General features: G+C 74.6%; 9 protein-coding genes. 3 read left to right on the forward strand and 6 right to left on the reverse strand.

Annotation, left to right across the window (positions count from 1 at the left end; translation table 11 throughout):
- The first annotated feature begins 361 nt into the window (after positions 1-361).
- Positions 362-1,150 (forward strand): hypothetical protein, encoded by a 789-nt coding sequence (locus ABZ318_RS23825; protein WP_356904488.1) that lies wholly within the window; start codon positions 362-364, stop codon positions 1,148-1,150.
- 39 nt (positions 1,151-1,189) lie between these two features.
- On the opposite strand, the gene ABZ318_RS23830 is transcribed toward ABZ318_RS23825, so the two are convergent.
- Positions 1,190-2,842 (reverse strand): WD40 repeat domain-containing protein, encoded by a 1,653-nt coding sequence (locus ABZ318_RS23830; RefSeq protein ID WP_356904489.1) that lies wholly within the window; start codon positions 2,840-2,842, stop codon positions 1,190-1,192.
- A 133-nt stretch (positions 2,843-2,975) separates the two neighbouring features.
- The gene (locus ABZ318_RS23835; protein ID WP_356904515.1) at positions 2,976-3,740 is read right to left on the reverse strand and encodes a GntR family transcriptional regulator; all 765 of its coding nucleotides are present in this window, start codon (positions 3,738-3,740) and stop codon (positions 2,976-2,978) included.
- A 392-nt stretch (positions 3,741-4,132) separates the two neighbouring features.
- Here ABZ318_RS23835 and ABZ318_RS23840 point away from each other — a divergent pair, with 392 nt between their 5' ends.
- Entirely contained in the window at positions 4,133-5,011 is an 879-nt protein-coding gene (locus ABZ318_RS23840; RefSeq protein WP_356904490.1) for a (2Fe-2S)-binding protein, read from the forward strand.
- Positions 5,012-5,224: 213 nt separating this feature from the next.
- Positions 5,225-6,337, forward strand: a complete 1,113-nt coding sequence (locus tag ABZ318_RS23845; RefSeq protein ID WP_030692707.1) for a DUF2637 domain-containing protein — start codon at positions 5,225-5,227, stop codon at positions 6,335-6,337.
- Positions 6,338-6,373: 36 nt separating this feature from the next.
- Here ABZ318_RS23845 and ABZ318_RS23850 read toward each other — a convergent pair whose 3' ends face one another.
- The 4 genes from ABZ318_RS23850 to ABZ318_RS23865 form a co-directional block, all read right to left on the reverse strand.
- Positions 6,374-6,778 carry an ATP-binding protein gene (locus tag ABZ318_RS23850; RefSeq protein WP_356904491.1) on the reverse strand — a complete coding sequence of 135 codons (405 nt, stop codon included), beginning with the start codon at positions 6,776-6,778 and terminating at the stop codon, positions 6,374-6,376.
- A 94-nt stretch (positions 6,779-6,872) separates the two neighbouring features.
- The gene (locus tag ABZ318_RS23855) at positions 6,873-8,615 is read right to left on the reverse strand and encodes a pyruvate dehydrogenase (RefSeq protein WP_356904492.1); all 1,743 of its coding nucleotides are present in this window, start codon (positions 8,613-8,615) and stop codon (positions 6,873-6,875) included.
- A gap of 27 nt (positions 8,616-8,642) precedes the next feature.
- Positions 8,643-10,406: a protein phosphatase 2C domain-containing protein gene (locus ABZ318_RS23860; protein ID WP_356904493.1), complete on the reverse strand. Its 1,764-nt coding sequence runs from the start codon at positions 10,404-10,406 to the stop codon at positions 8,643-8,645.
- A 123-nt stretch (positions 10,407-10,529) separates the two neighbouring features.
- A complete protein-coding gene (locus ABZ318_RS23865; RefSeq protein ID WP_356904494.1) occupies positions 10,530-14,297 on the reverse strand; it encodes a S8 family serine peptidase in 3,768 nt (1,255 codons plus the stop codon).
- Positions 14,298-14,509: the final 212 nt, after the last annotated feature.

Consider the following 14,509-nt stretch of genomic DNA (forward strand, 5'->3'; position numbering starts at 1 on the left):
GGACGGCGCCTGGGTCAGGGAAGCGGCGGCGGCCTACGCGGACAAGCACACCGGAAAGCACGGGGAGGCACAGGCATGACGACCGACGGTTGGCCCGAAGGAGTGGTGAACGGGGCCTCGCCGGGCCCTTCGGCGTGGGGCCCGCGGACCGGGCCCGGGCCTGATCACCGGCGTGATCACGGGCCGATCGGCCGTCCGGCGCGCGGCCGGAACAGGCCGGGGCGGAGGTCCGTACCCCCTTCGGACTCTTGTGAAATTTTTCACCCGACCCCTTGGCCGGGTACTCCCATCCGTGCTGAGATGCCGTCCTACTCAACAGCTCGATGGCGCGCTCGGGGAGGGCAATGTGGCGGATACCGCCATGTCTGGTTCCGAATCAAGGGATGGCGAAGATCCGTCCCTCGCCTACGGCAAGGAGACACCCGTGGAGACCGCCATATGGCGGCTCCGCTCCCGGGGTTGCTGGACGGACGCGGCCGCGCTCCTCGCGCCGCACGCGTCCGAACCGGCAGCCGCACTCGAAAGGGCCGCGCTGCTCATCGAGCGCTGCCTCTACACCGAGAAGGGCTGGGCCGACGCCGAGGAGGCGCTGAGGGCGGCCGAGGCCGTCGCCGGCACCGACGAGGAACGCGGGGCCGCGGCCTGCGAACGCGGCTATCTCGCCTACGCCTCCACGCTGTTGGGGGTGCGCGACCGGGCCGACGAGGCCCGGATGGCGCTGGGCCGGGCGGCGGCGCTGATCGGCCCCTCCGCGAGCGGCCGTCCCCTCCTGGACTTCCGGCGCGGGCTCGTCGCCCAGAACCTCGGCGACTCCCCGCAGGCGGCCCGCGCCGCGTACCGCAGGGCGCACGAGGGGGCGACCGCCCAGGGCGACTCGCTCCTGCTCTCCTTCACCTGGCGGCACCTCGCCGGACTCGCCCTGCGCGAGGGGGAGTTGGCGGAGGCGCGGCACGGCTTCGCGGAGTCCCTGCGGATCCGCGAGGAGCTGGGCTACCTGGTCGGCACGGCCCCGGCGCTCACCGCCCTGGCGAACACGGAGACCGAGCCGGAGGCGGGCCGTCTGCGCGCCGAGGCCCGGCGCCTCTTCCAGCTGCTCGGCGGGGTGCCGACCTGGCTCTCGGCCCAGCTGGCGCCCCGGCCCGCCGCCTGAAGTCGCCCGTACGGGACGTCTTCTGACGTCCCGTACGGATCAGCTCCTCGGGGCCAGGCACACCAGGCTCTCGTCGGTGCCGACGAGCAGGGAGCCGGCGCCGGTGACCGCGACCGCGCGGACCGGGGGGCCCGGGCGGAAGGAGAGCGTCGGGCCGTCCTCCGGCCGGTGGAGTTCGACCAGGCCGTCGGCCCAGGCGGCGGCGACCAGCGGGCCGTGCGGGGTCTCGGTCGCGTGCAGGGAGACGACCGGCGAGGGGCGTTCGGCGAGGGGCTCGGGGCGCGCGGTGCTGCCCGGCGTCCAGAGCCGGACGCTCCCGTCCGCCCCGCCGGAGCAGACGAAGGGGGTCTCGGACTCGACCGCGGCGACGGCCGTGACCCGGCCGCTGTGCGCGGCCGACTGGTGAAGTCCCGTCAGGCCGAAGGCGTGGACGGAGCCCAGCCGGTCCCCCACCACCACCGAGCCGGCGATCGCCGCGAGGGCCGTCCCCGGGTGGCGGGCCAGGGTCGCCGAGACCGCCTCGGTGAGCCGTTCCAGGTACGGGGGCCGGGGCGCCGTTCCCCGTACGGCGTGCAGCCGGCCTCGGTCGTCCAGGAGCAGCACCGTGCCGTCGGGCGCGGGTGCCAGCGCGGTGATCCGGCCGGGGACGGTGTGCGCGAGCCGGCCGGCCGGGCTCGCGTCGGCCTCGTGGAGCAGACGCACGGTGCCGGTGGGGTCGCCGACGAGGAGGGTTCCCTCCAGGGGGCCGCCGGCCGCGCCGAGCACGGTGACCGGGCCCGGCCAGGGCGGCGTCAGGTCGCCGCGGTGGCGGGCCCACCGGACCCGCCACGGAGCGGCTTCCGCGAGCTCGGCGAGCGCGGGGCGGAGCCGGGGGTCGGCGCCGTCGCCCAGCGCGGCGAGCAGGACCAACGCCCTGTCCGACGGGGCCTGTTCGCGGCAGAGCGACTGCCCGGCGCGCATCCAGGCGGTCCGGAGGCCGCCGTGCTCGTCGACGGCGCCCTCGCCGGGGCGGGCGGACGGCTCGGGCCCGTCGAGGGTGCCGGGCACCCCGGCGAGGGCGGCGCCGGTGACGTACGCCGTGGTGACGAGCAGCGGGTCGGCCGCGCAGACGGCGGCCGGGTCGGAGAGGTCCGGCAGCGGCGGGGCCGGCTCCGCCCGGGCCCCGCCGGCGGACTCGGGCTCCCCGTCCAGGTCGACGACGGTGATCCGGCGGCCGGCGCGCAGGACGGCCGGGGCCGGGGTGTCGCTCCGGGCCTCGACCACGAGGCGGATCCTCCCGACACCGGCGAGCTCCGCGACGAGCCGGGTGAGCGCGGCGGGTTCGGCGGCGGCGTGGAGGTCCGTGAGGAGGAGGACGGCCCCGCCGGCGGGCCGCGGCTCGCTGGTGGCGAGGGCGTGGACGAGGTCGCCGGGCGACCGGGCCACGACACCGAGGCGGTCGGCGATCGTCCAGGCCGCGCCGAGGGCGCTCTGCCCGGCGAGCGGGACGAGCACCCGGGGCGCCCGGCGGCGGGAGCGTCCGGAGCGCGGGCCGTGCGCGGCGAGCCAGCCGAGGAGGGCCGTCTTGCCGTTGCCCGGGGCGCCGGTGACGAGACAGAGCCGGGGCGCCTCGGGGTCGGTGAGCCAGCCGAGCAGCGCGGCGGCCTCGGCTTCCGTACCGCCCCATGCCGGGGACGGGCTCGCGGACGGCATGGGACACCTCACGGGTGACGCGGTGCGGGCAGCTGACGCCTCCGACCTTAGTCGTCCCGGGGGCCGGGAGTGCCGTCTCGGTCAAGGTGGATCACGGCGCGATGCCGGGCACCGCGGGCCGGCCTGCCGGGCCTCAGCACTCCGAGCCGGTGAAGTGCTCCCGCACCAGGCTCTGGACGACGGTCAGGTCCTGGGCGATCAGGGCGTCGAGGAGGGCGGTGTGCTCGGCGGCGTCGGCGACGAGGTCGCCGTGGCGGAGGGCGGGGGCGCTGATCAGGGGCCACTGCGAGCGGCGGTGGAGGTCGTCCGCGACGGCGAGCAGCTGCTCGTTCCCGGCGAGGGAGAGGACGGCCCGGTGGAAGGCCCGGTCGGTCTCGGCGTAGTGGGCGCGGTCGCCCCGGGCGGCGGCGGTCGCGGTGGCCTCGGCGAGCGGCCGGAGCTCGGCCCAGCGGGCGGCCGGGACCGTGCGGGCGAGCCGCAGCATGACGGGGACCTCGATGAGCGCGCGGACCTCGGCGAGTTCGGCGAGCTCGCGGGGGGTGCGCTCGGTGACGCGGAAGCCGCGGTTCGGCACGACCTCGACGGCCCCCTCCACGGCGAGGCGCTGCATGGCCTCGCGGACGGGGGTGGCGGAGACGCCGAAGCGCTCGGCGAGGACGGGGGCGGAGTACACCTCGCCGGGGCGGAGTTCACCGCCGACGAGGGCGGTGCGGAGGGCTTCGAGGATCTGGCCGCGGACGGAGTGCCTGCGCACGGTGCGGGGGCCGGGAACCGCCGGTTCCCCGTGGGTGTGCTCGCCACGGGCGTGCTCGGGGCCACGCCCCGGCTCCGTGCCGCGCGTCTGCTCCGGTACCCGTACGAACTCCGGACGCGGCGGCTCCGGACGTACGGACTCCATGTGCAGCGGCTCCGGACGTACGGACTCCATGTGCGGCGGCTCCGGACGTACGGACTCCGTGTGCGGCGGCTCCGGACGCAGGGACGCCGTGCGGGCGGACTCCGGACGCGCCGGCTCCGGGCGTGCGGTCCCCGTGACGTCGCCGAAGGGCGGGGACGGTCTCTCCGTCGCCCGCTCGCGCGCTGCGCCCTGCTCCACCCGGGTCCTCCTGCGGCCTCGTGCCGGGCCCGGCTCGCGTCGCCGGGGTCCCCTGTGCACCATAGGCGAACGGACCGACATCCGGGGCATACGGGCCGCCGCCGCAGGTGGGAGGGGATCTCCGGTGGTGAGAGGCCACCCCGAATCGGGTAAGGTAAGGCTAACCTGCCAACGCTCGCGATTCGGTGGTCCGCATGACCGTCCCCGCCCTGCTGCCCGCCCCGCCGCCCGCTCCCCTCACCTCGCCCGTCGCGGCCGCCTACGCCCGGCTCGCCGAGGTCTTCCCCGGCCTGCGGATGGAGGAGCCCGCCCGGGACGAGCGGCTGCCGAGCGGCGCGGGCTGGGTCGGCGCGGACGAGCTCGCCGGCGGCGGTCCCCGCCTCGACGCCTTCCTCGCCTGGGACGACGCGCAGGTGCTGCGGGACTACGGCACCCGGGGCCGCCCCGACGTCGTCGCGAGCTTCGGGCTGCACCGGTACGCCTGGCCCGCCTGCCTCCTCGTCACCCTCCCCTGGTTCCTGGACCGCAGGGTGCCCCGCGTGCCCGTCCGGAACGTGGCCTTCCAGCGCACGCTCGGCCGCATGGCGGTCCGGGTGGAGGAGTTCGCCTGCCTGCCGGGCGACCCCGCGACCGCCCTCCCCGGCGCCCGGGTCGTCGACGACGAGGAGGCGCTGCGCGCCGAGGTACGCGCCTCGCTCGCCGAGCACTTCGAGGCCGTCCTCGACGGCTTCGGGCCCCGGATGCGACGCGGCCGCCGGGCCCTGTGGGGAATGGCCACGGACGAGATCGTCGAGGGCCTCTGGTACGTCGCGGCCCTGCTCGGCGAGGAGCGGCGGGCGATGGCCGAGCTCGAACTCCTCCTGCCGGGCACCCCCAAGCCGTACAAGCCGTACGCGGGCGGGGCGGGCTTCCGCGAGCTGGCCGGCACCGAGGGGCCCGACGGCGCTCCGCACGCCACCCGCGACCGGGCCACGTGCTGCTTCTTCTACACGCTGCGCCCCGAGGACACCTGCCTCACCTGTCCGCGCACCTGCGACGCCGAGCGCGTCCGCCGACTGACCGCGACCGCCTGAGGCTCCCGGGGCGCGACCGTGATTACGCCACCCGTCCGGGTGACGAGAATCGAACCCAATCCCCTTTCCCTGCACGGGCGTTCGACCAGATCGCACCTATTCGTATGCCCCGCGACCCCGATGGCGTGCTCTTGCCCCGAAACCCCTTGAGCACCCCGCGGGGTCGGCCAGTATGGGCCGCCAAACGCCCTACTGCGATGCAAGGGACACCGCATGAGACTGACCGACATATCGCTGGACTGGCTGCTTCCGGGCGGCGTGATGGTGGCCGGAGTCCTGACGGCGGTGGCGGTGCTCGCGCGCGGGAAGCGCGCCGGTGACCAGGCCGCGGCCGACGACTCCTGGGAACGCAGCGAGGAGCGCCGCAGACGCAAGGAGGCCGTCTACGGATTCGCCTCGTACGGGCTGCTCTTCCTCTGCGCGGCCGTCGCGGCGGCGCTCTCCTTCCACGGCCTCGTCGGCTTCGGCCGGCAGAACCTGAACCTCGCCGGGGGCTGGGAGTACCTCGTCCCCTTCGGCCTCGACGGCGCCGCCATGTTCTGCTCGGTGCTCGCGGTCCGCGAGGCCAGCCACGGCGACGCGGCCCTCGGCTCGCGCCTGCTCGTCTGGCTGTTCGCGGGCGCGGCGGCCTGGTTCAACTGGGTGCACGCACCGCGCGGCATGGGCCACGACGGTGCTCCGCACTTCTTCGCCGGCATGTCCCTCTCGGCGGCGGTCCTCTTCGACCGGGCGCTGAAGCAGACCCGCAGGGCCGCGCTGCGCGAGCAGGGCCTGGTGCCCCGCCCGCTGCCGCAGATCCGCATCGTGCGGTGGCTGAGGGCGCCCCGGGAGACCTTCGCGGCCTGGTCGCTGATGCTCCTGGAGGGCGTACGGACCCTGGACGAGGCGGTCGACGAGGTGCGCGAGGACCGGCGGGAGAAGGAGCAGAACCGGCTCCGCCGGCGCGACCAGGTCAAGCTGGACCGGGCGAGGCTCAAGGCGATCAACCGTCAGCACCGCGCCTTCGGGCTCGGTCGCGGCGGCGGTCGCCAGGTCGAGATGGCGGCCCTCGGCACCTCGTCCGGTACGGGTGCCGGCCCGGGTGCGGGCGGCGGTTCGGGCTCCGCGACGACGGCCGTGCAGGCCGCCGTCGCGGAGCCCGCCATAGCGGACCCCGGACAGCTGCCGCTTCGACCCCGGCCCTCCCTGCAAGCCGTGAGGGGCGATGAGCCCCGCCCCGGCGAGTCCCGGACGGTGGACCTCACCGCCGAGGACGACACCCAGGCGCTGCCCCGTCTCGACTCCCTGGAGCGCAAGCTCAAGGATCTGGAGCAGCAGTTCGGCTGAGCGGGGGAACAGGAAGGAAACCGGCGGGGCCGCCTCTCAGGCGGCCCCGCCGTTCAGTTCGAACCACACCACCTTGCCCGCGCCGTTCTCCTCGACCCCCCAGGAGTCGGCGAGTGCCTGGACGAGGACGAGTCCCCGGCCGTGCGTACCGTCGTCGGCGGGCGGTGCGTGCGGCCGCTTGAGCCCGGGCACGAAGTCGCGGACCTCGACCCTCAGCTGCTCGGGGACGACCGTCGCGGTCACGACGGCCCCGTGCTCGGTGTGGACCAGGGCGTTGGTCACCAGTTCGCTGGTGAGCAGTTCGGCCACGTCGGAGGCGCCCGGCCCGCCCCACCTCCGCAGCAGTTCGCGCAGGGCGTGTCGCACCTCCGGCACCGCGGTGAGATCGGCGCATCCCACCTTTCTGAGCAGTTGAGTCGGCTGTCGTGCCTCCCCGGCCATATCCCCCACCCACAGGTCGCGTCGAACAGGCTCACGGGGATGCATGCCCCGCATCACCGTCCGCATTCATGAGGCGGGACTTTCCGGACACCCCTCAGGGCCTGGGGACGTTGCGCAGGTTGGAACGGGCCATCTGGAGCATCCGGCCCACGCCGCCGTCCAGGACGATCTTGCCGGCGGAGAGCGCGAAACCGGTCACCATGTCGGCGCTGATCTTCGGCGGGATGGAGAGCGCGTTCGGGTCGGTGACGACGTCGACCAGGGCCGGTCCCCTGTGCCTGAAGGCGTCCTTGAGGGCGCCCGCGAGGTGCTTGGGCTTCTCGACCCGGACGCCGTGGGCCCCGGCGGCGCGGGCGATGGCGGCGAAGTCCGGGTTCTTGTTCGTCGTCCCGTACGAGGGGAGTCCGGCGACCAGCATCTCCAGCTCGACCATGCCCAGCGAGGAGTTGTTGAAGACGATCACCTTCACGGGCAGGTCGTACTGGACGAGGGTCAGGAAGTCGCCCATCAGCATCGAGAAGCCGCCGTCGCCGGAGAGCGAGACGACCTGGCGGTTCCGGTCCGTGAACTGGGCGCCGATCGCCTGCGGCAGGGCGTTCGCCATGGAGCCGTGGCTGAACGAGCCGATGATCCTGCGCCGCCCGTTGGGCGAGAGGTAGCGGGCCGCCCAGACGTTGCACATGCCGGTGTCGACCGTGAAGACCGCGTCGTCGGCGGCGAGGTCGTCGATGACGGAGGCGACGTACTCGGGGTGGATCGGGACGTGCTTCTCGACCTTGCGGGTGTAGGCCTTGACCACGCCCTCCAGGGCGTCGGCGTGCTTCTTCAGCATCTTGTCGAGGAAGCGGCGGTCGGTCTTCGCGCGGACCCGGGGGATCACGCAGCGCAGCGTCTCACGGACGTCCCCCCAGACGGCCAGGTCGAGCCGGGAGCGGCGGCCGAGGTGCTCGGGCCGGACGTCCACCTGCACGATCTTGACGTCGTCGGGCAGGAAGGCGTTGTACGGGAAGTCGGTGCCGAGCAGGATCAGCAGATCGCACTCGTGGGTGGCCTCGTAGGCCGCGCCGTACCCGAGCAGCCCGCTCATGCCGACGTCGTACGGATTGTCGTACTGGATCCACTCCTTGCCCCGCAGGGCGTGGCCGACCGGCGCCTTGATCCGCTCGGCGAACTGCATCACCTCGGGGTGCGCCCCCGCCGTGCCGCTGCCGCAGAAGAGCGTCACCCGGTCGGCGGCGTCGATCATCCGCACGAGCGCGTCGACCTCGGCGTCCCCGGGGCGGACGGTGGGCCGGGTGGTGACGAGCGCAGTCGCCGCCGTCTTCTCCGGGGCCGGCTGGGAGGCGATGTCGCCGGGCAGCGAGACGACGCTGACGCCGCCGCGGCCGACGGCGTGCTGGATCGCCGTGTGGAGCAGCCGGGGCATCTGCTGCGGGTTGGAGATGAGCTCGCTGTAGTGGCTGCACTCGCGGAACAGCTGGTCGGGGTGGGTCTCCTGGAAGTAGGAGAGCCCGATCTCGCTGGACGGGATGTGCGAGGCGAGGGCGAGGACCGGGGCCATGGAACGGTGGGCGTCGTACAGGCCGTTGATCAGATGGAGGTTGCCGGGCCCGCAGGAGCCCGCGCAGGCGGCGAGGCCGCCGGTGATCTGGGCCTCGGCGCCCGCGGCGAAGGCGGCGGCCTCCTCGTGCCGCACCTGGACCCAGTCGATCGCCTTGGTGCGGCGGATCGCGTCGACGACCGGGTTCAGGCTGTCGCCGACCACTCCGTACAGGCGTCGGACGCCCGCCCGGACGAGGATGTCGACGAACTGTTCCGCAACGTTCTGTCTGGCCATGGCTCCATCAACACACGGCCCGGCGGGTCACGCCTCCCAGACGGCCGCCCCCGTACGGTCGTCGGCGTAACCGGTCACCCTCAGCTGGGTGTCCGCGAGGAAGGCGGCGAGGCCGGGCGGCTCGGCGTCGGCCCAGCGGGCGGCGAGCTCGTGGGCGAGGGCGGGTTCGCCACGCATCGGCTCGGCGAGTCCGGGCGAGGCGAGGAGCAGGGTGTCACCCGGGCGGGCCACGGACGCGCGGAAGCGGAACGGCTCGGCGGGCGGCGGCACGGGCTCCTCGACGAGCGGCGGCGCGGTGGTGATGCCGAGGTCCATGGTGAGCCTGTCCCCCTCCTCGGTCGCCTCCGGGACGGGCGGCGGCGAGCCGAAGCCGACGACGGGGGCGCCGGTGACGGCGGCCGGTTCGGGCAGGAGCGGTTCGAGGTCCTGCCAGGAGCCGTCGCGGAGCCGGAAGAGGCCGCCGCCGCCGATGCCGAAGAAGACGCGGGTGCGGCACTCGGGGTCGGCGGGGACCAGGAGGCAGCGGAGGGTCGCGGTGTACTCGTCGGGGGCGAGGCCCCGCTCGGCGGCGCGGGCCCGCAGCTTGCCGTACGTCCGGTCGGTGAGCCGGTGGAGGCCGGACTTGAGGTCGCCGCGGCGGCCGGACCTGATGTCCTCGGAGAGCCGGGCGTGGCTGCGGCAGACGGCCTCGGCGATCCAGTGGCAGGCGTCGGCGGCGGCGAGGTGGGCGTCCTCGGCGGCGCGGGCGCCGGCGGCGACGGCGACGAGGACGAGCGCGGTCTCGTCGTGGCCGAAGCGGGCGGTGAGCAGGGCGTCGCGGCGGGGCTCGCCCCGGTAGCGGGCGGAGTCGCCGCGCACGGAGGCGGCGCGCAGGGTGCAGGTGCCGTAGCGGGCGCCGTCGAGGACGGTGTCGGCGACCAGTTCGGCGAGCTCGCCGGGGCGGGCGACGGGCAGCGCGGTGGGCTCGGCCTCGTAGGTGGGCGGCCTGCTGCCGATGAACCCGGTCCTCGGGCGGGGCACGGAGACCTCGGCGGTCGGCTCCGGGGGCGGGGGCACGGGCACCTGGACGGTGAGGTCAGGGCCGGGCTCCGGCTCCTGAGGGGCCGGCTCCTCGGGCAACGGCACCTGGACGGTGGGCGTCTCGACGGGCGCGGCGGCCGGGGGTGGCGGCGGGGGCGGGGCCGGGAAGGTCTGCGGCCCGCCGCCCCCGGGCACCTCCCAGGGCGCGGGCCCACCCACGGCGGGCACCTGCCGGGGCGCGGGGGCCGCGCTCGACGCGGGCGGCGCGCTCGGCGCGGCGGCCGCGGGCGGCGCGCTCGGCGCAGGCGGCGCGGGCGGTGTGCTCGGCGCGGGCAGCGTGCTCGGCGTGGCGGCCGCGCTCGGCGCAGGCGGCGTGGCGGCCACAGGCGGTGCGGGTGGCGTCGGCGGTGCGGGTGGCGTCGGCGGTGCGCTCGGCCGGGAGGCCACCGGCGGCGTCGGCGGCACCAGGGGCGCGCTCGGTGCCGGTGGCACGGGTGCTGCCGACGGCGTCGAAGGCGGTGTCGGCGCCGGGGGCGGGCTCGGCGGCTTCGGCGCCGGGGGCGGCGGTGTGGACGGCGCGACCCCGGTCGGCGCCTTCTCCGGGCTCGGCGGCGCGGGCGCCGTCACCGGCGAACCGTCCCGCCGGCTCGGCGTCGCGCGGGGTGTCGTGTCGAAGTGGTCGTCGAGCGTGTCACCCGAGACCGTCGGGGCCGTGTCCGGCGCCGACTCGTCGTAGAGCTTGTCCCACCAGTTGTCCCCCTGCTGAGTCATGCCCTTATTGTCCACCGCCGACGGCATCGGAAAACGGGACACCAGGAAAACCGTTGCTGCAAATGGGTGGTCCGCCGGGCGGCCCCACCCCCCACGGGAAGGACGCCCGGCGGACCGGCGTGATCAGCGCACGTCGTAAGCGCGGATCACGGTCTGGGTGACGGAGTTGCCATGGGCGTCCGTCAGTTCGGTCTTCAGGGTGACCTGCTTGCCGGTCGCGCCCGCGTGGTTCACGGTCGCGGTCCAGCCGTCGCCCTGCTGAGAGACCCGCGCTTCGGTCCAGGTCGTACCGCCGTCGTAGGAGTACGAGAGCTTCGCCGAGGTGAGCGCCGCGGGGGTGTAGCCCGCGTGACCGGTCGCGGTGAGGCCGATGTGCTGGCCGTCGGTCGCGGTGAGGGTCTTGAGTCCGTCCTCCGGAAGGTCGTACCGGGGGAAGAGAATCGGGATGCCTTGAGAATAGACGCTCTCGTCAAGCTTGGAGGTGAATTTCCACACCGAGTTGACGGATGTGGAGCGGGCCCACACCTTGCTGCCGATCTTCATGGTGTTCTGTTCGAGCGTGTACGTCCCGGCTTCGGCCGGTACCTCGAAGACGCCGAACGGCCAGCTGTTCTCGCCGATGAGTTCGCCCTCACGGCGGAGGCGCAGGTTCCCGATGTCACCGAAGGAGCCGGGCTCGGCGTGGTGGGTGCTGTCGCCCCACATGGCGTCGGCGAAGCCGATGAGGTTGCCCTGCCGCTCGGCGGCGAGGACCGGCTTTCCCGTGGTGTCGCGCGGCGCGGTGGGCGCGATGACGCCGTCGTACCACTTCTCGGTGCGCTGCTCGCCGGGCGTGTACGCGTGGCGGGCGCCCATCATGATCTCGCCGAACGGGAAGCTGCTGTTGACCATCTGCAGCCAGGCGGTGTCACCGGTGGAGTAGTACTCGGTGCGGGTGCCGGGCGCGGGGACGGTCTCCAGGGAGCCGAAGGAGATGCCGACGCCGTTCGGGCGGTAGGCGGCCGGGAATTCCGTGAAGTCGGTGGTGATGCCGGCCGAGCCGTAGGTCGAGTCGGTGCGGCCCAGCCGGGAGTCGCGGACCCGGTACTCCTTGTCGTCGCGGATCGCGCCGGTCTCGGGGAAAGCGAGGTTGTAGAGGTAGGGGCTCTTCGCGGTGGCCCGCCAGTCGAGGGTGACCTCGCCGGCCGCCAGCTCGCCGAGGAGCGCGGTGGCCTCCGCGGAGGGGACGGAGAGGACGGGGAGGCCGAGGCCGGTGAAGCCGCCGCCCGGGTACCAGCGGCCGGGGGCCTGGTGGTACGTGATGACGGCGACGGCGCCGGCCGTCTTGGCGTTCCGGGCGAGGGTGCCCGCGTTGGTGGAGTCGTCCGGGAGCCGGACGAGGGCGATGCGGCCCTGGACCCCGGCGGCCTCGAGCTCGTCCGGCGTGCCCGTTCCGGCGTCGACGAGGCGGGCGGAGCCGGTGCCGTCGAGGTTGTCGGAGGCGACGGAGGCGGTGAGGGGGTGGAGGGTCAGGCCGCCGTTCGTGCGCAGCGAGGTGATCTGCGGGGCGGCGGTCCGCCAGTAGCTGCCGAACTCGAAGTCGCCCTCGTCGGCCCTGCCTTCGACCGAGGCGTAGTAGCCGCGGATGGTGCGTGGTCCCGCGGCGGTTCCGGCGTGCAGCCAGAAGTCGTCCCAGGAGCGGGCGAACGCGAGGGTGGCGCCGCGGAGTTCGGAGGACCGGTCGGTCCTCACCGACAGCTTGTGGGCCTTGCGGGCGTCGAGGACGACCGTGGTGTCCTTCTTCAGCTCCAGCTGCGGGCGGCCGAGGTAGCTGAGCGAGTCGTTCAGCGTGGCGCCCTCGCCCGCGTCGGGTGTGGTGACGAAGGAGGAGAGGAAGTAGCTGCCGGGACGCAGGCGGTAGACCTGGTCGGCGGCCCCCTCGTTGAAGCGGCGCTCGCCGGTGGCGTCGTCGGTGCCGATGACGTCGAGGGAGGAGGAGCCGGAGGCGGGCTTGCCCTGACGGTCGATCAGCTTGACGCGCAGGGTGACGGTCTCGGGCTCCACGTACAGCGAGAACGGGGTGGAGACGTGGACGCCGCCGGGTCCGGTGGCGAGGACGCGGCCGGTGACGTCGCCGTACTGGGCGCGCTCCAGGCGGGCGTCGGGGTCGAGGTGGAGCGGGACCTCGACTGTGGCGCCGGCCGGGACGGTGACGGTGCTCCTGCCGAGGCGGGCGACGGTCGACCGGACGGCGGAGCCGTCGTTGCCGGTGACCTTCTCGACGGCCAGGCCGAGGGTGACGGGCGCGTCGGAGGTGTTGGTGTACGGCACGGAGACCGTGGTGCGGTCGCTCCTGTCCTGCGGCCAGGAGAAGGTGCCGCCCTGGACGGCGGGGGCGCCGAGGACGGTCTGGTCGATGGCGGCCTTGACGTCGAGGCGGCCGCCGCCGACCTCGCGGACGTCGCCCGGGACTCCGCTGTCGGCGGAGGCGACGAGCGCGGACTTGATCTGCCGGGCGGTCCAGTCGGGGTGGCGCTGCTTGACGATGGCGGCGGCGCCCGCGACGTGCGGGGTGGCCATCGACGTACCGGACATGGACTGGTAGGCGTAGACGCCCCGGCCGCCGGCCGCGGCGGCGGAGATGCCGACGCCGGGCGCGGCGATCTCGGGCTTGAGGGTGTGGTTCACGATCGTCGGGCCGCGGCTGGAGAACCACGCGGTGGAGTCGTCGCGGTCGGTGGCGCCGACGGTGAGCACGCCGGGCGCGCAGCCGGGCGAGGAGACGGTGTTGTGCGCCGGGCCCGAGTTGCCGGCGGCGATGACGAACAACGTGCCCTCGTTCCGGGCGAGTTCCTCGGCCGCGACGCTCATCGGGTCGGTGCAGTCGGTGGGTACGGGGCTGCCGAGGCTCATGGAGACGACGTCGGCGCCCTGCGCGACGGCCCATTCCATGCCGGCGATGATCCAGGAGGCGGCGCCGGAGCCGGAGTCGTCGAGGACCTTGCCGTTGAGGAGGTCCGCGCCGGGGGCGACGCCCTTCTTCTTCCCGCCGCTCGCGGCGCCGGAGCCGCCGACGGTGGAGAGGGTGTGGGTGCCGTGGCCCTGGTGGTCGCCGGTGGTGTCGGAGTCGGTGAAGTTCTCCGAGGCGACGATGCGGTCCTTGAGGTCGGGGTGCTCGGCGTCGGCGCCGGTGTCGAGGACGGCGACCTTGGTGCCCTTGCCGTCGTAGCCGGCGGCCCAGGCCTCGGGGGCGTGGATCTGCTTCGTCGACCGCTCCAGGGTGGCCTCGACCTTGCGGTCGAGCCAGAGCTTCTTCAGGCCGGAGGCGGAGCGGGCGGCCGGGGCGGCGATGTCGGCCCAGAAGGTGGCGGCCCGCTTCTTCTCCGCCGTGAGCGCGACGCCGTCGACGGCCCTGAGGACCTGGCCGCGCCGGGCGCCGCGGGGGGCGGCGGGGACGGAGCGGGCGAGGTCAGAGCCGTAGACGGCGATGAGGGGCAGCGTGGTGGTGGCGGAGTCGTCGTAGCCCTGGCGGATCAGGCCGGTGACGTTGAAGAGTTCCTCGTCGACGCGTCCGGCGGCGAGCGCGGCGGTGGCGTCCTCGGGGTAGACGTACAGGTCCTGTCCGGAGCGGCGGGTCTGGACCAGGGGGACGGTTCCGTCCTCCCGGGGCAGGGCCGTGGCCGCCGGGTTCCCTTCGGCGTCCCGGGTGACCAGGACGCGGTCGCCGGTGACCAGGGTCACCGTGGCGCTCTTCGCTCCGTCGCCGGCGCGGGCCGAGGCCTCGCTGCCGACCAGCGGTCGCTTGCCGGTCGTGGCGTCCTGCGGCTCATCGGCCATGGACGGCGCGACCGCGGTGACGGCCAGGGCGACGGCGGTCGCCGCCCCCAGGGCCGTACGCGAAATCGGGCGCATCGCTCTCCCCATCTGAATCCGGAAAAAGGGCACAAGGCACCCCTTTCCGGAGGCTGTTGGTGCTGCGGTGGCGCCACATTGGCAGAGGTGAGGGCGGTACAGGGATGATGGGAGAGGCGGGAATACGCCGTGGCCGTTTCCCGCCAGGTCACCAACGGAACGAATGCCTCCGGTGGACGTCCCTGGAAGATCCGGGACCGCCGGAGGTGCGG

It is taken from the genome of Streptomyces sp. NPDC006197, from assembly GCF_040613865.1.
Classification (GTDB): Bacteria; Actinomycetota; Actinomycetes; order Streptomycetales; family Streptomycetaceae; genus Streptomyces.